The organism is Kribbella monticola (assembly GCF_003261635.1).
Classification (GTDB): domain Bacteria; phylum Actinomycetota; class Actinomycetes; order Propionibacteriales; family Kribbellaceae; genus Kribbella; species Kribbella monticola.
Genome location: NZ_QFXK01000037.1, coordinates 46,167 through 62,441, shown reverse-complemented (window position 1 = coordinate 62,441; position 16,275 = coordinate 46,167). Strand labels below are relative to the sequence as shown.

Annotated in this window: 16 protein-coding genes; 9 read left to right on the top strand and 7 right to left on the bottom strand. The window is 67.3% G+C overall.

Annotated features, from left to right (window positions below; genetic code table 11):
• Positions 1–95: 95 nt before the first annotated feature.
• Entirely contained in the window at positions 96–1,076 is a 981-nt protein-coding gene (locus tag DIZ26_RS29910) for a carbohydrate kinase family protein (protein WP_112247617.1), read from the bottom strand.
• A 95-nt stretch (positions 1,077–1,171) separates the two neighbouring features.
• Between DIZ26_RS29910 and DIZ26_RS29905 the strand changes: the two genes are divergently transcribed.
• The 7 genes from DIZ26_RS29905 (at position 1,172) to DIZ26_RS29875 (ending at position 6,136) form a co-directional block, all read left to right on the top strand.
• A complete protein-coding gene (locus DIZ26_RS29905; RefSeq protein WP_112247615.1) occupies positions 1,172–1,813 on the top strand; it encodes an O-methyltransferase in 642 nt (213 codons plus the stop codon).
• Complete coding sequence (locus tag DIZ26_RS29900; protein WP_112247613.1) at positions 1,810–2,451, top strand: ABC transporter ATP-binding protein; 642 nt, start codon at positions 1,810–1,812, stop codon at positions 2,449–2,451. Before DIZ26_RS29905 ends, DIZ26_RS29900 begins: the two co-directional genes overlap by 4 nt.
• The gene (locus DIZ26_RS29895; protein ID WP_112247610.1) at positions 2,448–4,004 is read left to right on the top strand and encodes a DUF6297 family protein; all 1,557 of its coding nucleotides are present in this window, start codon (positions 2,448–2,450) and stop codon (positions 4,002–4,004) included. The genes DIZ26_RS29900 and DIZ26_RS29895 overlap by 4 nt, the downstream gene beginning before the upstream one ends.
• 105 nt (positions 4,005–4,109) lie before the next feature.
• Positions 4,110–4,295, top strand: a complete 186-nt coding sequence (locus tag DIZ26_RS29890; protein WP_112247608.1) for a hypothetical protein — start codon at positions 4,110–4,112, stop codon at positions 4,293–4,295.
• On the top strand, positions 4,292–5,137 hold the full coding sequence (locus DIZ26_RS29885; RefSeq protein ID WP_112247606.1) for a hypothetical protein: 846 nt from the start codon (positions 4,292–4,294) through the stop codon (positions 5,135–5,137). The genes DIZ26_RS29890 and DIZ26_RS29885 overlap by 4 nt, the downstream gene beginning before the upstream one ends.
• Before the next feature lie 103 nt (positions 5,138–5,240).
• Positions 5,241–5,582 (top strand): PadR family transcriptional regulator, encoded by a 342-nt coding sequence (locus DIZ26_RS29880; RefSeq protein WP_112247604.1) that lies wholly within the window; start codon positions 5,241–5,243, stop codon positions 5,580–5,582.
• Positions 5,579–6,136 carry an HAAS signaling domain-containing protein gene (locus tag DIZ26_RS29875; RefSeq protein ID WP_112247602.1) on the top strand — a complete coding sequence of 186 codons (558 nt, stop codon included), beginning with the start codon at positions 5,579–5,581 and terminating at the stop codon, positions 6,134–6,136. The genes DIZ26_RS29880 and DIZ26_RS29875 overlap by 4 nt, the downstream gene beginning before the upstream one ends.
• 1 nt (position 6,137) lies before the next feature.
• Here the strand turns inward: DIZ26_RS29875 and DIZ26_RS29870 are convergent, their stop codons facing one another.
• The 6 genes from DIZ26_RS29870 to DIZ26_RS29845 all read right to left on the bottom strand — a co-directional run bounded on the left by DIZ26_RS29870 (position 6,138) and on the right by DIZ26_RS29845 (position 12,873).
• Entirely contained in the window at positions 6,138–6,455 is a 318-nt protein-coding gene (locus DIZ26_RS29870; RefSeq protein ID WP_232828691.1) for a nucleoside triphosphate pyrophosphohydrolase family protein, read from the bottom strand.
• 129 nt (positions 6,456–6,584) lie between these two features.
• On the bottom strand, positions 6,585–8,825 hold the full coding sequence (locus DIZ26_RS29865; protein WP_112247600.1) for an RICIN domain-containing protein: 2,241 nt from the start codon (positions 8,823–8,825) through the stop codon (positions 6,585–6,587).
• Positions 8,826–9,176: 351 nt separating this feature from the next.
• Complete coding sequence (locus DIZ26_RS29860; RefSeq protein ID WP_112247598.1) at positions 9,177–9,779, bottom strand: TetR/AcrR family transcriptional regulator; 603 nt, start codon at positions 9,777–9,779, stop codon at positions 9,177–9,179.
• A gap of 100 nt (positions 9,780–9,879) precedes the next feature.
• On the bottom strand, positions 9,880–10,728 hold the full coding sequence (locus tag DIZ26_RS29855; RefSeq protein WP_112247596.1) for an alpha/beta fold hydrolase: 849 nt from the start codon (positions 10,726–10,728) through the stop codon (positions 9,880–9,882).
• Between the two features lie 34 nt (positions 10,729–10,762).
• A complete protein-coding gene (locus DIZ26_RS29850) occupies positions 10,763–11,758 on the bottom strand; it encodes an NADP-dependent oxidoreductase (RefSeq protein ID WP_112247714.1) in 996 nt (331 codons plus the stop codon).
• A gap of 95 nt (positions 11,759–11,853) precedes the next feature.
• Positions 11,854–12,873, bottom strand: coding sequence for a LacI family DNA-binding transcriptional regulator (locus DIZ26_RS29845; RefSeq protein WP_112247594.1), 1,020 nt, complete (start codon positions 12,871–12,873; stop codon positions 11,854–11,856).
• 182 nt (positions 12,874–13,055) lie between these two features.
• Between DIZ26_RS29845 and DIZ26_RS29840 the strand changes: the two genes are divergently transcribed.
• On the top strand, positions 13,056–14,948 hold the full coding sequence (locus DIZ26_RS29840) for a glycoside hydrolase family 127 protein (protein WP_198676356.1): 1,893 nt from the start codon (positions 13,056–13,058) through the stop codon (positions 14,946–14,948).
• Positions 14,949–14,990: 42 nt separating this feature from the next.
• Positions 14,991–16,265 (top strand): ABC transporter substrate-binding protein, encoded by a 1,275-nt coding sequence (locus DIZ26_RS29835; protein ID WP_112247592.1) that lies wholly within the window; start codon positions 14,991–14,993, stop codon positions 16,263–16,265.
• Positions 16,266–16,275: the final 10 nt, after the last annotated feature.

The following is a 16,275-nucleotide window of genomic DNA, read 5'->3' as shown; positions in this document are numbered from 1 at the left end:
CTCAGCGGTCCAGGCGGGCATGCCGATCCGCCTGAGCAGCTGGTGCGATTCCGCTCAGACGGGCGCGTTCGGCGTCCGTCTGAGCGGGTGGGGGATCAGCCGAGTTTGAGGGTGCTGGCGGCGGTGGCGGCCGCTTCGTCGCCGTACGCCGAGGCGAGGCGGGTCAGGAAGCCCGGGCGGTCCAGCGTGTACTCCTGGGTGCCGACGGTCTCGAGCACCGTGGTCGCCAGCGTGCAGCCGACCTGGGCGGCCGCCTCGTGGTCGAGGCCCGCGGCGCGGCCGGTCAGGTACCCGGCGCGGAAGGCGTCGCCACCACCGGTCGGGTCGACCAGGCCCGGCGTCGGTACGGCGGGAATCTTCGCGAGAATGCCGTCCGCGTTCTCGATCACCACGCCGTCGCCGCCGTGAGTGGTGACCCGGACACCGACGCGGGCCAGGATCTCGCCGTGGCTCCAGCCGGTCTTCTGCACCATCAGGCCGGACTCGTACTCGTTGCTGAACAGGTACTTCGCGCCGTCGATCAGCTCGCGGATCTGCTCGCCCTCCATCCGGGCCAGCTGCTGCGAGGGGTCGGCGGCGATGTCGATGCCGTGCTGCTTGGCCAGCGCGGTGTGCTTGAGCATCCCGTCCGGGTCGTCCGCGCCGATCAGGACCAGGTCGATGCCGCCGGTCGCGGCGTGGATGGCACCGAGGTCGATCTCGCGGGACTCGGCCATCGCGCCGGTGTAGAAGGACGCGATCTGGTTCGCGTCGAGGTCCGTGGTACAGGTGAAGCGAGCGGTGTGCACGTTGTCGCAGATGCGGACGTGCGACACGTCCACGCCGGCCTCGGCGAGCGCCGCGCCGTACTCGGTGAAGTCGGCGCCGACGGACCCGATCAGCAGCGACCGCTGGCCGAGCTGGGCCATCCCGTAGCAGATGTTCGCCCCGACACCGCCGCGGTGCACGACCAGTTCGTCGACCAGGAACGACAGCGACACCTTGTGCATCTGCTCTTCGAGGAACTGATCCTTGAAGCGTCCGGGGAACGTCATCAGGATGTCGGTCGCGATCGATCCGGCGACGGCGATCTGCATGCTGGGGTCTCCTACAAGGGGTGGGTGTCGAGCGTCGGGGCAACCCGTAGAGACTACAGGCGAACGGACCACGACGAAGAGGACGGCGGGATTCGATGGGCAGTCAGGTACAGGTGACCGGTGAACTGCACGACTACATGGTCGCGCACGGGATGCCACTGGACGAGATCGCGACCGAACTGGTGGCCGAGACGCAGGCCCTCGGCGGTGTCGCGGAGATGTTGACGACGGCCGACCAGGCTGCCTTGCTGACCACGCTGACCCGGCTGATCTCGGCCCGGCGCGCGGTGGAGATCGGTACCTTCACCGGCTTCTCCGCGCTGGCGATCGCGCGCGGCCTGCCGGCCGACGGACAGTTGATCTGCCTCGACGTGAGCGACGAGTGGACCTCCATCGGGCGCCGCTACTGGCAGCGGGCAGGGGTGGCGGACAAGATCGACCTGCGGATCGGTGACGCGCACAAGTCGGCCGCCGAGCTCGAGGGCGAGTTCGACCTGGCCTTCGTGGACGCCGACAAGCCCGGCTACATCGAGTACTTCGAGCACCTCGTCCCGCGGATCCGCCCGAACGGCCTGCTGCTATTCGACAACACGCTCGCCGGCGGCCGGGTCGTCGGCCAGCACGAGCAGGACCCGGTCGACCGCAAGGAGTTCAACGCGCACATCGCCCAGGACGACCGCGTCGACGTGGTGATGCTCGGCATCGGCGACGGGCTCACCCTGGTCCGCAAGCGATGAGCAAAGCCGCGCCCCGGCTCGCCGTACAGGGCCTCAGGCACCTGTACGCCGACCGCCCGGTGATCGAGGATCTCACCTTCACCCTCGCGGCCGGCCGGGCGATCGCCCTGGTCGGCCCGAACGGCGCAGGCAAGACCACGGTGCTCAAGTGCATCGTCGGTTCGGCCGAGCCGGCGGCCGGCAAGATCCTGCTGGACGGATTGCCGATCGACGAGCGCGCCGAGGCGGTACGCCGTGACGTCGCCTCGTTGCTCGACGACCTCGACTTCTTCCCGGACCTCAGCGCGGCCGAGCACCTGGACCTGCTGGCCCGGGCGCACGGCAACCCGGAGCCGGAGGATCTCGTCGACACCCTGCTCGACGATGTCGGCCTGCTGGCCGCGGCAGATCAGCTCCCGGGTTCGCTGTCGTCGGGTCAGCGCCGGCGCCTCGCGCTGGCGACCGCGCTCGTCCGGCCGCGCAAGTTGCTCGTGCTCGACGAGCCGGAGCAGCGGCTGGACACCGCGGGTGTCGAATGGCTCGCGGAACGGCTCAAGGAAGAGAAGAAGGCCGGTACGTCGATCCTCTTCGCAAGTCACGACACGACGCTGGTGGACGCCGTCGCCGACGAAACCGTCGCGCTCACCCCGCTGCCATGACCACGGCGGACGGGCCGGTCGTCTTCGATCCGGCGGACTTCGGCGCGATCCCGCGCTCCAAGGAACTGCGCCGCTGGATGCGGAAGGTCCGCCGCGGCAAGGCGGACCGCACGATCTGGCAGCAGCTCGAGGACATCTACGTCGTCGCGTTCGCTCTTGCGATGCTCGGCGCGACCGGCGGCAACGTCCTGCTGAAGCTCAACGACCGCTCAGCAGCCTGTACTACGGGATCGTGCTCGTGGCTCCTCGACACAGTGCCGTGGATCCTGGTGCCGCTACTGGTGTCGACACTGCTGCGAGTCCTGCTCAGCGTCGGCCCGGTATCAGCATCGCGCGCCACTGGCTTCTGGCTACTAGCCACACCTGTAGATCGCGCATCGCTCCTGCGACCGTCGTACCGGCTGGTGATGATCGTCTCGGCAATTGCAGGTGCCGTCGCTGCTCTGGTTGGGTTCGCGCTGTTCGGAGCGGCTTGGTCGGCTGTCGGCGAGGCTGCCGTGCTCACAACGGTGCTGTTGATCTGCACGGCCTGCGTGACGGTGTGGGCGCAACAGACCGCTGGGCGAACGCGGGGGGCGTTGCGGGTGGCCGACGGCTTCCTGGTGATCGCTGCGATCCCCGCGATCGTCTTGGCCCTGCGGTCTACGCAGGACGAGAGCTCCAGCGGCGTCACGCTCGGCCTCAGCGCTCTAGGCAGCCACAGCGTCACTGAGCCTTTCCTGACCTCTGACCAGATCAGACTGCTGGTAACTGGTGTCATCGGCTTGGTTCTTGCCGTACTGCTGGTGGTGATCACTGCGCGGTCGCTCAATCGGTTGAGTCGTACGAGCGTCATCGCCGGTGGGGAGCTGTTGGCAGGCATGGCTGGTGCTGCGATCACGATGGACATCAGCCTGTTGGCGGATGTCGTTGCCGGACGCCACTGGCGCACGGTGGGCCGGGTGCACTCGCGCCGCGGTCGTGGCTCGCTGGCGCAAGCCGTCATCTACCGCGAGTTCCTCCGGATCCTGCGCTGGCCCCGTCGGCTGATCGTGGGCTTCGGTCTGCTCGTCGTCCCGTACGCCGTGGCGGGCACCGGGTACGACGTACTGGTGCCGATCGCGGCGGGGCTGGCCGGCTTCGGAGCGGTCCGGCCGCTGATGGATGGACTGCGGTCGGTCTGCCGCTCCATCGGGTTGGTCCGCGCGCTCGGGATGACCTTGCGCGAGTTGCGGGTCGCGATGTCCGTCGTACCGGCGCTCTTCGTGCTGGTGTGGGTGCTGCTGGCCTATCCGGCGATCGGGAGTCCTTCGGCGGCCTTCGCGGTGGGGGTCGGCATCCTGACCGGCGTTGTGCGTCAAGCGTCCGCGCGGCCACCGTCGTACAGCGGACCGCTGGTCGCCTCGCCGATGGGCGCGATCCCGCCAGGGCTTTTCTCTCAGCCGATCCGCGGCTTCGACCTGCTGCTGCTCTGCCTCGCTCCCGTCCTGCTCGGCATCAACCAGCGCTGGGCCCTGATCGTTCCGTCCTTCATCCTGGCCGTCATGTTCGCTGTCCACCCTAAGCAGGCGTGACACGTTAGTTGCTGACAGCAACATCATGCGTCAGTGGCGGATGTCGCTGCTGGAACATGACATCTGTCATCGGCTGTGGACCCGTGGGGCAGCGAGAGTGGAGCCATGACAAAGCTCCGCAACTGGATGATCGCGGCAACTACCGCCGCCGTACTCGCAACGGCTCCGGCCACGGTGAGTACGGCGAGCGCGGCGCCGCGCGCTATCACTCCGCCTCCGCTGACCTTTGGGATCTATCCCGGTGGCTACGCGGGCGGCGGCTCCACGATGGCAAACCTGACGACCCGGTGAAGATCGGCAAGGCGCTGGCGCGGCTGCAGAACGGACGTGCGCCGTTCTTGCTGCGCGATTACATCGCCTGCGATTCGCCGTACCCGGATTCCACCACTGCTCTCTTGAAGCCCGGCCGCCGGCTTGATCTGGTGGTCTCCTACTCGGGTGAGAACATGGCGGACTGGACGGCCTGCCTCCGGGAGAAGGTGCGACTGTACGGTCCGGTCACCGACACGATCTCGGTGACACTCGAGCAGAACTACCTGCCGGTTCCCAACGGCAACACGGCATTGGTGGAAGGCGTCATCGCCGCGCGGGCGGCCGCCGATCGTATCGGCCTGCGCAGGTTGCAGATCGGGATGGACGAGATCGAGGCTCCGTTCGTCTTCACCGCCTTCTGGCAGGACCTGGCGAGGCTCGGGGGAGCGCGGTTCGCGAAGGCGGTCGGCTTCGTCGGTGTCGACCTCTATCCGAACGCGGGCCTGCCCGGGACCGACCCCGTTCCGGATGCGGCCGAGTGGATCCGGCAGACCCTCGACGTGGTGCGCAATCAGGAGATGCCCCTGGCCGGCCTGGGCGCGGACGTGCCGATCCGGGTGGCGGAGAACGGCTGGTCGACGTACGCAGGTCCAGACCGTACGCCGGCGGCGCAGGCGCACGATCTGACCAGGGAGATCATGGCCGTCAACGGCGTCCGCGGGACGTACAACGTGACCAGTTACGAGATGTTCGCGTTGCGGGACGATGTCACCGGTTCGGCCAATCCCTTCGACGGGTTCGGGCTGATGACAGACGACTACTCACCCAAGCCGATGTTCTGGATCTACCAAGGGCTGATCGCGGCACTCGGGAAGAGCTGAGTCCCGTCCGGCACCGGTTGCCGCCGGTGCCGGGCTCGTCGATTGCCGGGCCGGCGGTTGTCGGGGTTGGCGGTTGTCGGTCTGGGCAGGTACCTTGTGGTGCATGGTAGCCGAGAAGGTCTTCACCCAACTGCGGCGGGGCACGCTGGAGTTCTGCGTGCTCGCGTTGCTGCAGGGGGAGGAGCGCTACGGCTTCGAGTTGGTCAAAGCGCTCGGCGAGGTGGACGGCCTGGTCACCACCGAGGGGACGATCTACCCGCTGCTGGCACGGTTGCGACGGGAAGGTCTGGTCGAGACCACCTGGCGCGAGTCCGAGTCGGGGCCGCCTCGGCGCTACTACCGGAGTACCGCTGAAGGACGCCGGGCATTGGCTGCATTCACTGCGGACTGGGAACGGTTCCGCAACTCGGTCGACACCGTACTGGGGCGAGGGAGACAGGGATGACGAACGTGCAGAACGAGGCGGACCGGCTGGTCGATGCCTACTTGGACTATCTGGCGAAGGCGGCTGACCCGTTGCCGGCTGAACGGCGTACGGAACTCGTCGCGGAGGTCAGCGCCCACATCGACGAGGAGCGGGCGGCCGGGGTGTCCAGCGCGGCGGAGGTGCGCGCGATGCTGGCCAGGCTGGGGGATCCGGACGAGATCGTTGCCGCGGCCACCGATGGGCTGGTGCTGGTCGACCGGTACCGGCCGCGCGTTCGAGGCCGCGAAGTGGTGACGCTGCTGTTCCTGCTCTTCGGCGGCCTGGTGCTCTTCTTCGGCTGGTTCATCGGCGTGTATCTGCTGTGGACCGCGGACCGCTGGAATCTCAAGGAGAAGCTCCTCGGCACCTTGGTCTGGCCGTTCGGCTTCGCCGGCGCGATCACGTTCCTCGAAATCGAGGCCTCACTGCCGACCTGGCTGGAGATCGCCATCGGCGCGGTCGTCCTGCTCGCGCCGCTGGCGATGCTCGCCGTACTCCTCAAAACCGCCCAACCAGCCCGCGCCGCCGCCTGACCTACCGCAAAGCGCTCTCGTGGGAGAGCCACTTCCGCTCGATCTCCCGCGGTACGTCGACGTCGAAGTGCCGAGCCAGCAGCAGCAACTGACAGAACACATCGGCGAACTCCAACTGGAACCCGTCGCGGATCTCTTCGGCCGACTTCCCCTTGGTCCGCGCCCGACCGGTCACCTGCAGGTAAGCCTGAGTGAGCTCACCCACCTCCTCCTGCAACTTCAACAGAAACCAGTCCCCGTCCCGCTCGAACCCCAGCACCTCCCCGTACCGCGCCGACAACTTCTCCAACCGCCCCGACAACTCCTCGATCTCCACCACCCCACCCAACCACCCCCCACCGACACTCTGCGCGAGGGCGCCCGCAACGCCCTGCGGTCCTGACATGCAGCAGGGCGTTGGGGGGAAGGGCTCGGTCGAGGGGCAGCTCGACCGAGACCTTGATCGGGGTCAGGGGTAGTTGGTCCATTGGGCGACGTTGGTGGTGGAGTTGGAGGGGCCGCCGGTGGTGTTGATGATGTGGGCGATGGCGCCCTTGCCGCCCAGGGAGACGGTGACCATGCTGTGGAACTTCACGCCTGGTTTGTTCGGTACTTCGAAGGCGCGGTCGGCCACGATGCTCGGGTCGTCGTTGAAGACGCAGTAGCTGCCCAGGCCCCACGCCTCGTGCGTGGTGACCGAATCGGCGACCTTGTACGCCGCGTAGCCGCGGGTGGAGCCGTTCATCCAGGCGGACTGGTTCGGCGGGTCGTACGGCATCTCGTTCTGGTAGAAGTACGTCCTTCCCCCGTTGCCGTTCCAGATCGTCTGGTACTTCTGGTAGTGCTCGACGAACAGCCCGTACGCCGTGACGTCGTTGCCGTTGACAACAAGTCCGGTGGCCGCCGTGTTGGTGTTCCAGCCGACCCCGTAACTGTGGTCGCCGCGCCACAACCAGGTGTGGTCGATGATCACGTTGTTGCTGTTGATCCGCAGGGTCTCGGTCGCCTTGCCGACGGCCGCACCGCCGATCCGGAAGTACACGTCGTGCAACGACGTCGGGTTGGCCGAGTGGTTGGCGGACGACCCGGACGGCCCGATCTCCATCAGCAGCGGCGAATTCGTCGGCGCCGCGTCGATCAGTAGCCCGGCGATCTTCACACCGTCGACATCGGCAACCGTGATCGACTGCGTTCCGCTCGTCGGCATCAAAGTGGCGAGACCGAGGCCTAGTACGACGGTGTCGGGCCGGATGATCCGAAGCGTGTCGCTCAGCCCGTAGACGCCCGGCGTGAACAGCAGGTTCTTGCCGTCGGCAAGCTGTGCGTTGATCGTCGCCGCGGTCGCGCCTGGCTTGACGATGTAGAACTGGCTGATCGACAACGACTGGCCGGCCGGGTTGCCACCGGTCCAGCCCGGGCCGGCCGAGTTGGTCCGCACGGCCGGCACGAACACCTGGTAGTTGCCCGAAGCATCGACGTACAGGTAGGGCTTTTCGCGGACCACCGGGGTCTGGGCGACCTTCGTGTACGGCGGATTCGGGAAGGTGCCGGCCGGGGCGTTCTGGGCGCCGACGAAGACCATGTTCCAGTTCTGGCCGGTCCAACTGCCCCAGTTGGTGTTCCGGGAGATCCACTGCTGCTGACTGCCCGACCGGACCTGCCCGTCGACAACGGTGTCTGCCATGTACCCGCCGCTCGCCCAGCCGCCGTCGTCGAGCGCGAGGTTGCCCTTGAGGTGGTTCCGCCGGTACGACGCGGCCTGCGAGACCGCCCATCGGTCCAAGCCACCGGGTGGCGTGATGGTCAGACCTTCGGCACCACGCCAGAAGTTCTGAGTAGCGTTCTGCGGCGGGAACCAGTCGGCCTCGACATGCACGGCCCCGTTGATGTTCACGCTGTCCGGGGTCAGGCCCAGACCGGCCACCTGGGTGTAGAAGCCGACGTTGGCGCTGACGTTGTAAGTACCAGGCTTGAACAGCAGCGCGAACCGCTCCTCGCCGAACTGGTTGCGCTCCTGCTGGCTGAAGACCGAGTTCAACTTGTTCTGGATCGTGCTGCTCGACATCGAGGGGTCGAAGATCGAGACGTTCGGGCCGAGGTCGGGCTGGCCGGTCGGCGGGTCGGTCGGGGGAGTGCCGTCCACTGGGTTGACCCTGAAGGATTGGGCAGCAGTTCCGTTGCAGGTGTACTGCTGCAGTTGGAGACGGTCGGCGGTCGAGGCGCCGGGGACGTCGAGACACTTACCGCTGTTGCGGTTGACCAGGTGGTACGCGCCGTCGGCTTCTTCGACCGGCAGCCATTGCTGGTTCAGCCCGTTGCTGTAGGACCAGAGTTGGATGGGTGCACTGTCGGCGGCGGAGACATTGGTGACGTCGAGCGCCTGGGCTGCGTTGTTGTATGCGTTGACCCGGACGTAGCCGTCAGTGGTCGGCTGGAACTGCCATTGCTGCGCCGTCGTGCTGTTGCAGGCCTGCTGCTGTACGGCGGTTCCGTTCGCGGTCGCGGCGGCTCGCGCGTCGACACACTTGCTGCTGTTCTTGCTCACCACCGTGTTCCAGCCGGTCGGTGAGATCGCGGCGCTCGCGTGCGGCGACGACACCACCGCGGTCAGCGCGGTCGTGCTCACCGCTGCTGCCGCGGCCGCGGCAATCGCTCCGAAGACGCGACGGCGACTGGGCGGGGGGCGGAGTGGGGCGACTCCTCGAGTCATCTGACTCTCCTCTGAAGTTGTCGGGGCGGGCGCCGGCCAAGCACATCGGAATGCGCCATTCGGAGCGACCTGCCCAAGGAAAGCTAACTTCCTTACTTAATTCAAGAGGCAGCAGAAGTACGCCGAGTTTTCGGAACCGGTCCCGGTACTATGTGCCGTCTGCCGTCTGCCGTCTGCCGTCTGCCGTCTGCCGTCTGCCGTCTGCCGTCTCGCCGACGGGTCGACGGGTCGACAGGGTGCCGCGATGCCACCATCGACGGCTTCTCCCGGACCGATGTCGCCATCCGGATGCTGGTCCGCGAGGTCGCGGTGGTCGAAGAGGGTTGCGCGGGTGTCGGCTCCGCCGCCTCGTCAGTGGGCCAAGAGGACCCGGACCTGGTGCTTGATCTCCTCGACGATCGCGTCGGTTGGGTTGGTGCGGTTGATGGTGGCGGCCATGCTGACGAACATGATGGCGGAGATGATGTGGGCGAGGGTTGCAGCGTCGTTCGAGGTGATGCGCTGGTTGCGTTGGAGTACCTCGGCGATTGCGGTCTCGGTTTGAACGGTGAGGGAGAGGGCGTCTCGGTGGTGGGGTTCCTCCGGGTCGCCGAAGACGATTTCGCGCAGGTAGGTTCGGCCGTTGTCGACCTGTTTGCGGTTGCACTCGACGACCTGGCGGACGATGGCCATCACCGCGTCGAGCGGGTCGCTGAGGTTCTCGGCAGCGGACCGGCCTCGAGCGAGCGCATCGGCGTACAGGGAATTCTGCACGAGGAGCAGGAGCTCGCCCTTGCTCTTGGCATAGAGGAAGAGGGTGCCGGCGCCGATGTCCGCCTTGTCGGCGATCTCCTGCGTGGTGACTTCCTCGACACCGCGCTCGGAGAAGAGCTCTCGTGCGGCGGCGGTGATGCGATCCAGCTTCTCCTGCTTGTTCCGCTCCCGCCGGCCGACGGGTCGGGAGTCGAGTGGCATGGCTGGTTCCCTTCCCTGCTGCGGACTCCTACTTCACGGCCCCGATGCTATCGCTGGTACTACGGAAGCCGAGACGGAGCCGAGCGCCTCGATGACGTCGTCAGCGGGCGAGGAACTCGACGGCGATGGGGGCGAACTCGGCGTGGTACTGGAAGATGCCGCCGTGGCCGGAATCGGGGTAGATGACCAGTTCCGAGCCCTTGATGCGGCGGTGCAGGTCTTCGGAGAGCGCCGACGGGACCATCCGATCGTTGTCGCCGTTGGCGATCAGGGTGGGCTGAGTGATCTGCGAGAGGTCGGCGGGAGTCGAGCGTCCCCACTTCTTGATCGCCTTGAGTTGCGTCTGGAACGCCTTCACCTTGACCGGCGCGTCGCGGTCCTGAGCACGCTCCTCGAGGCGCTTCACGAACGCACGAGCGGCGGGCTTGCCGGTGGCGTTGCGGTTGAAGAAGAGGAACTCCTTCGGGTCCGAGCGGGTCAGGGTCGCGCGCACGATGTCGTAGTACGTCGTGCCGGCGACCTTGTCGATGCCCTTGCCACCCGCAGGGCCGGTGCCGGTGAGGACGAGCTTGCGAACCAGTCCGGGGTGCTTGACCACGAGAGCCTGGGCGATCATGCCGCCGAGCGAGAAGCCGAAGACGTCGATCTTGTCGAAACCGAGCGCGCCGATGAAGGTCGCGGCGTCGTCGGCCATCGCCTCGACGCTGTCGGGAACGCTGCCGCTGGAGGCGCCGACGCCACGGTTGTCGAAGGCAACGACATGGTGCTCGGCGGCGATCGGGTCGATGATCCGGGGGTCCCAGTTGTCCAGATTCGCGGCGAGGTGGACGAAGAAGACGACGGGGATGCCGCCCTTCGGCCCCAGCTCGCGGTAGGCGTAGGTGACGCCGCCGGCCTCGACGGTGCGGGTCGGTGCATCCTTGTAGGCGGTGATGACGGTGGGTTTCATGTCCTGTTCTCCTTCTGTGGTTGGTGTTTGGTGGTCAGCGTCTGCTGAGAACGGCCTTGCCGCGGAGGCCACCCTGGTCCAGCGATTGCATTGCCTGCACGGTCTGGTCGAAATCGAAGACCCGGCCGACGACGGCTCGCAGGGCACCGGCGTCGACGAGGGCGGTGATCCGGCGAAGCTGGTCGCCGTCGGCGCGCATGAAGAGGAATTCGTACGTCACCCCGAGCCTGCGGGCCTGACGGCGGATGCGGCTGCTGAGGACCGTCATCATCAGGCGGAGTACGGCGCTCTTGCCCAGCTCACGAGCGAACGCTGGGTCGGGCGGTCCGGCGATCCCGATTGCCTTGCCGCCAGGGCGTAGTACGCGCAGGGACTTCTCCAGGTTCTTGCCGCCGACGCTGTCCAGCACCAGGTCGTAGCCGTCGAGGAGTTGTTCGAAGTCCTGAGTTCGGTAGTCGATGACGATGTCGGCGCCGAGTTCGCGGACGAAGTCGGCGTTGCTGCTGCCGGCCGTGGTGGCGACCGTCGCGCCGAGGTGTTTGGCGAGTTGGATCGCGATCGTCCCGACGCCGCCGGCGCCGCCGTGGATGAGGACTCGTTGACCGGGTTGCAAGTTGCCCCGTTCGACGAGTGCCTGCCAAGCGGTCAGGGCCACCAAGGGCAGCGAGGCCGCTTCCTCGAAGCTGACCGATACCGGCTTGAGGGCCAGGTCGGCCTCGGCGACCGCGATGCGCTCCGCGAAGGTGCCGATCCGCTCCTTGCCTGGCCGGGCGTAGACCTCGTCACCGGGTGCGAAGCCGCGCACCTTCGCGCCGACGGCGAGCACCGTGCCGGCGACGTCGTTGCCAAGGATCTGGGGCAATTTGTACGGCAGGACCAGCTTGAACTCGCCGGTCCGGATCTTCTCGTCGAGCAGGTTGAGCCCGGCCGCCCGGACCTGGACGAGGACGTCGTGTTCGCCGACCACCGGCTCGGGAACATCGGCCGGCTCGACCGGGCCCTTGTAGTGCCTGACGACGAACGCTTGCATGACGGCTTCCTTCACACGAGTTAATCTGAGTTGACTCAATAATGAGTCTACTCAGTAACGTTGTCAAGGAAGCCGCTTCCAGGCGGCCGTCGGAGTCAGGACTCGCGCACCACCAGGTGGCCGGGGACGACGTGGACACCCGGCTGGGCGTGGCCGTTGATGGCGTCGAGGAGGAGCTCGGCCGACAGCCGGCCGATCTCCTCCAGGCCGAGGTCGACCGTGGTGAGCGGTGGGCGGGCGGCCTCCGCGACCAGTCCCCAGTTGTCGACGCCGACGACGCCGACCTGCGTGGGCAAGGAAAGGCCGGCCTCGCGCAGTCCGTCGGTGACGCCGCGGGCGATCACGTCGCTCCCGCAGAACACACCGTCGACATCTTCGTGTGTACGCAGGAGTTGGGCCGCCGCGAAGCGCCCCCATGCCTCGGTCCAGCTGCCGAAGTACGGATCACCGACCAGTTCCAGGTCGTGGGCGGCGAGCGCGTCGGCCAGGCCGGCCGCGCGTTCGTTGGCCGAGGCGTGGGACTGCGGACCGGTGATGTGCGCGATGCGGCGGCGGCCGGTCTTGACGAGGTGCTCCACCGCGAGCTGGGCCGCACCGCGTTCGTCGCTCACGACGCTGCAGTCGGCCGGATCACTGCTCGGCGCGAAGGCGTAGACCACGGGAACGGGCAGGTCGGCGCCGATCGGGCGGCGCGGATCGGTACGACGGCCCGCGACGATGATGCCGTCGACCCGCCGCTCGAGGAGCTTGCCCAGGTGGTGCTGCTCGCGGATCGGATCGTCGCGGCCGTCGCACAGGAACGCGATCATCTCGCCGGCCGCGAGCGAGTCCTCGGCGCCGCGCATCACCGGGATCCCGAACCGGCCGTAGCTGTCGGTGGTGATGATGCCGACGGTGAAGGTGCGCCCTGCCAGCAGGCTGCGCGCGACGCTGATCGGGGTGAAGCCGAGTTCGTCGGCGACTGCTCGGACCCGGGCGCGGGTCTCGTCGCGAAGCCGGCCGCTGCCGTTGAGCGCCTTCGACACGGTGCCCACGGAGACCCCGGCCCGGGCGGCGACATCTGCGATGCCGACCCGGCGCGCGGTGGTGGCCCGAGGGGCGGTTTCGTCAGTCATGGGTGCCGTTCCTGCTCTGTGCGCGTAGCGGGCGGTGATCGGTGAGAAAAGATTTTCCCACACGGTACACCGGCTGGACCGGGTCTTGACGGGACCAGGCGGGAGTTCTATGTTGACCGGCGGGAAACAATTTTCTCTAACTTTCCCATCTTCTTCTTGGCATCCGCTTCGAGAGGCAAAATGTGAACGCTCACATTCGTACTGCCCCGGCCCGTACCCAGATCCCTGGCCCGGCCGCGCCGCGACGGCGGCCGCAGCTCGAGCCGTTGGCGTTGAGCGCGGTACGACTGGATCCCGCGTCCCTGCTCGGCGGCTGGCAGGAGCTCAACGCCACGGCCACGATTCCGCACTGCGTGGACAACGTCGATCGCACCGGCGTCATCGCGAACTTCCGCCGCCTGACCGAGGAACATCCGCAGCAGGACTTCCGGGGGTTCTGGTTCGCCGACTCCGATCTCTACAAGACGCTGGAAGCGATCGGCTGGGAGATGGGCCGCTCGGGCACCGACCGGTGGGTGCCGATGCTGTCCGAGCTGGCCGACCTGCTGGAGCAGGTGCAGAAGGCGGACGGCTACCTCAACACCTATGTTCAAGGGAAGCCGGACGAGGAGCCGTTCAGCCACCCCGAGTTCACCCACGAGTTCTACTGCGCCGGCCACCTCATGCAGGCCGCCGTGGCACTGCACCGTGGCGGTGGTGACGAGCGCTTCCTCGCGATCGCACGGCGGGTGGCCGACCTGATCGTGACCGCGTTCGGCGATGACGGCCGGCCGATCATCGACGGGCATCCCGAGGTCGAGACGGCCCTGATCGAGCTCTACCGCGAGACGGGGGAGGAGTCCTACCTGCATGCGGCCGAACTCCAGGTCGAGCGGCGCGGCCACGGCAGCCTGCCGGCCGGGCGATTCGGGTCTCAGTACTACCAGGATCACCTGCCCGTCCGCGAGGCGACCGAGGCCATCGGGCACTCCGTTCGGCAGCTGTACCTGGCCGCGGGAGTCACCGACCTGTACCTCGAGAACGGCGATCAAACGCTGCTCCAAGCGATGGAGCAGCTGTGGGACAGCGCGTTCGGCACCAAGATGTACCTCACCGGCGGCCACGGTTCCCGCCACCGCGACGAGGCATACGGAGATCCGTACGAGCTGCCGCCGGACCGCGCGTACGCCGAAACGTGCGCCTCGATCGCCGCCCTGCAATGGTGTTGGCGGATGCTCCTTGCCACCGGCCAGGCCCGGTACGCCGAGGAGATGGAACGTGCGTTGCTCAACGCCATCGCGGCATCGATAGCGCACGACGGCACCGCGTTCTTCTACTCCAACCCGCTGCAACTGCGGACCGGCCACGACGGCTCCAGCGAGGACGCTCCGAGCGAGCGCCTCCCGTGGTACGACTGCGCTTGCTGCCCACCGAACCTTGCCCGGCTGTACGCGTCCTTGCACGGCTACGCGGCCACCTCCGACGCGACCTGCCTGCAGTTGCATCTCGTTGCCGCAGGCACCTTTACCGCGGGGAACCTGACAGCCGTCGTGGAGACCGGCTACCCGTGGGACGGGGACGTGATGGTGACCGTCAGAGGTCGCGGCGAGCTCGCGATCCGGGTGCCGAATTGGGCCGCGGGCGCCACCGTCGACGTGACCGAGGGGAAGGTACTGGCCGAGCCGATCCCGGGCGACTACCTGCGGGTCTCCTGCGACGACGGCGCCACGGTACGGCTCACGCTGCCGATGACCCCGCGACTCGTGCGCGCCGACGACCGCGTCGACGCAGTACGCGGCTGTGTGGCAATCGAACGCGGACCCATCGTTTACTGCGTGGAGCAGGCCGACCTGCCCGAAGGGATCCTGGTCGAGCAGCTGCGATTGGAGCCCTCGGCAACCATCGTCGAGGAGCCCGGCCCGGACGGTGTCCGGCTCCGCTTGTCAGCCCTGGTGAGCCCGCTCGACGCAGCGTTGTACCAGCCCTACGCATCGACTTCCTCGACCGGCACTCCGATCATCGTCACCGCTGTCCCGTACCAGGCCTGGGCCAACCGCGGCCCCGGTGCCATGCGGGTCTGGCTCCCGCTCGCCTGAGATCCCCGCTCGCGGCTACCGCGAGCAGAAAGTGAAGTCGTCATGAGATCTACGAGACTCGTAGCAGCCGCCGGCGCTCTCGCACTCCTGCTCGCGGGATGCGGTGGCGGTGGCGGAGACCAGAAGTCGGCCGCGACCGACAAACCGACCGGTACCGCGACGCTGTGGGTGCGCGACAGCGCGAAGGGATTCATCAACCTGCTCTCCGAGCAGTACAACAAGACCCATGAGGGCAAGGTGAAGGTCACCGTCGTACCGTCGGCGAACTTCGTCCAGAAATTCGGTACGGCGGCGGCCTCGGGCTCGGGGCCCGACATCGCCTCGATCGACCTGGTGTACCTGCCCTACTTCGCGTCCAAGGGCGTGCTCGACGATCTCACGCCGGTGCTCGACTCGCTGAGCTGGAAGAACGGACTCAGCCCGGCGCACAAGAAGCTGGCCGTCTTCGAGGGCAAGACCTACGCGCTGCCGTTCACCGCGGAGGCGTCGGTCACCTTCTACAACAAGGATCTGTTCAAGAAGGCGGGTCTCGACCCCGCCAAGTCGCCGAAGAACTTTGCCGAGATGCTGGCCGACGCACGGGCGATCCGTAAGCTCGGCCCCGACTACTACGGCTTCACGATGGCCGGGCAGTGCGGTGGCTGCAACATCTTCGAGTTCGCCCCGCATGTGTGGGCCAGCGGCGGCAAGGTGCTGTCCGACGACGGGAAGAGCGCGGCCTTCGACAGTTCGGAGGTGACCGATGCGCTCACCTTCTACCGCCAGCTGTGGACCGAAGGGTTGATGCCGCCATCGGCGAAGACCGACAACGGCAGCGTGCAACCGGCCTCGTTCCAAAGCGGCAAGGTCGGCATGGTGAACCTCGGCGCCTTCTTCGTGCAGACGCTGGTGGCGGACAAGAAGATCGACTTCGGCGCCACTCCCATCGTCGGCAAGGACGGCGGCTCGGCCTCCTTCGCCGGTGGTGACGAGATCGCTGTCACGAAAGGCGCCAAGAACAAGGCGGTCGCGTACGACTTCGTCAAGTGGGCCACCAGCGAAGAGGCTCAGACGATCCTGGCCAAGAACGCGATCGTCCCGGTCCGGACGGACCTGATCGACAAGATCTACGCGCCGCTCGACCCGCGGTACAAGGTCCTCGGGCAGGCGATGGCGGTCGGGCAGACGCCGTACAGCGTGGTCGAGAACGCGATCATCAACGACAACAACGGCCCGTGGTCGAAGCTGATCAACCAGGCGGTGTTCGGCACCGGTGACGTCAAGAGTGCCCAGTCGGCGGCGCAGACGGCCGCTCAGCAGATCATCGACAAGGGCTGAGCGCGGAGGC

Coding starts and splice junctions, on each gene's coding strand:
- DIZ26_RS29910 (WP_112247617.1), bottom strand. CDS start 1,076: ATGCAGATCGCCGTCGCCGGATCGATCGCGACCGACATCCTGATGACG.
- DIZ26_RS29905 (WP_112247615.1), top strand. CDS start 1,172: ATGGGCAGTCAGGTACAGGTGACCGGTGAACTGCACGACTACATGGTC.
- DIZ26_RS29900 (WP_112247613.1), top strand. CDS start 1,810: ATGAGCAAAGCCGCGCCCCGGCTCGCCGTACAGGGCCTCAGGCACCTG.
- DIZ26_RS29895 (WP_112247610.1), top strand. CDS start 2,448: ATGACCACGGCGGACGGGCCGGTCGTCTTCGATCCGGCGGACTTCGGC.
- DIZ26_RS29890 (WP_112247608.1), top strand. CDS start 4,110: ATGACAAAGCTCCGCAACTGGATGATCGCGGCAACTACCGCCGCCGTA.
- DIZ26_RS29880 (WP_112247604.1), top strand. CDS start 5,241: ATGGTAGCCGAGAAGGTCTTCACCCAACTGCGGCGGGGCACGCTGGAG.
- DIZ26_RS29875 (WP_112247602.1), top strand. CDS start 5,579: ATGACGAACGTGCAGAACGAGGCGGACCGGCTGGTCGATGCCTACTTG.
- DIZ26_RS29865 (WP_112247600.1), bottom strand. CDS start 8,825: ATGACTCGAGGAGTCGCCCCACTCCGCCCCCCGCCCAGTCGCCGTCGC.
- DIZ26_RS29860 (WP_112247598.1), bottom strand. CDS start 9,779: ATGCCACTCGACTCCCGACCCGTCGGCCGGCGGGAGCGGAACAAGCAG.
- DIZ26_RS29855 (WP_112247596.1), bottom strand. CDS start 10,728: ATGAAACCCACCGTCATCACCGCCTACAAGGATGCACCGACCCGCACC.
- DIZ26_RS29850 (WP_112247714.1), bottom strand. CDS start 11,758: ATGCAAGCGTTCGTCGTCAGGCACTACAAGGGCCCGGTCGAGCCGGCC.
- DIZ26_RS29845 (WP_112247594.1), bottom strand. CDS start 12,873: ATGACTGACGAAACCGCCCCTCGGGCCACCACCGCGCGCCGGGTCGGC.
- DIZ26_RS29835 (WP_112247592.1), top strand. CDS start 14,991: ATGAGATCTACGAGACTCGTAGCAGCCGCCGGCGCTCTCGCACTCCTG.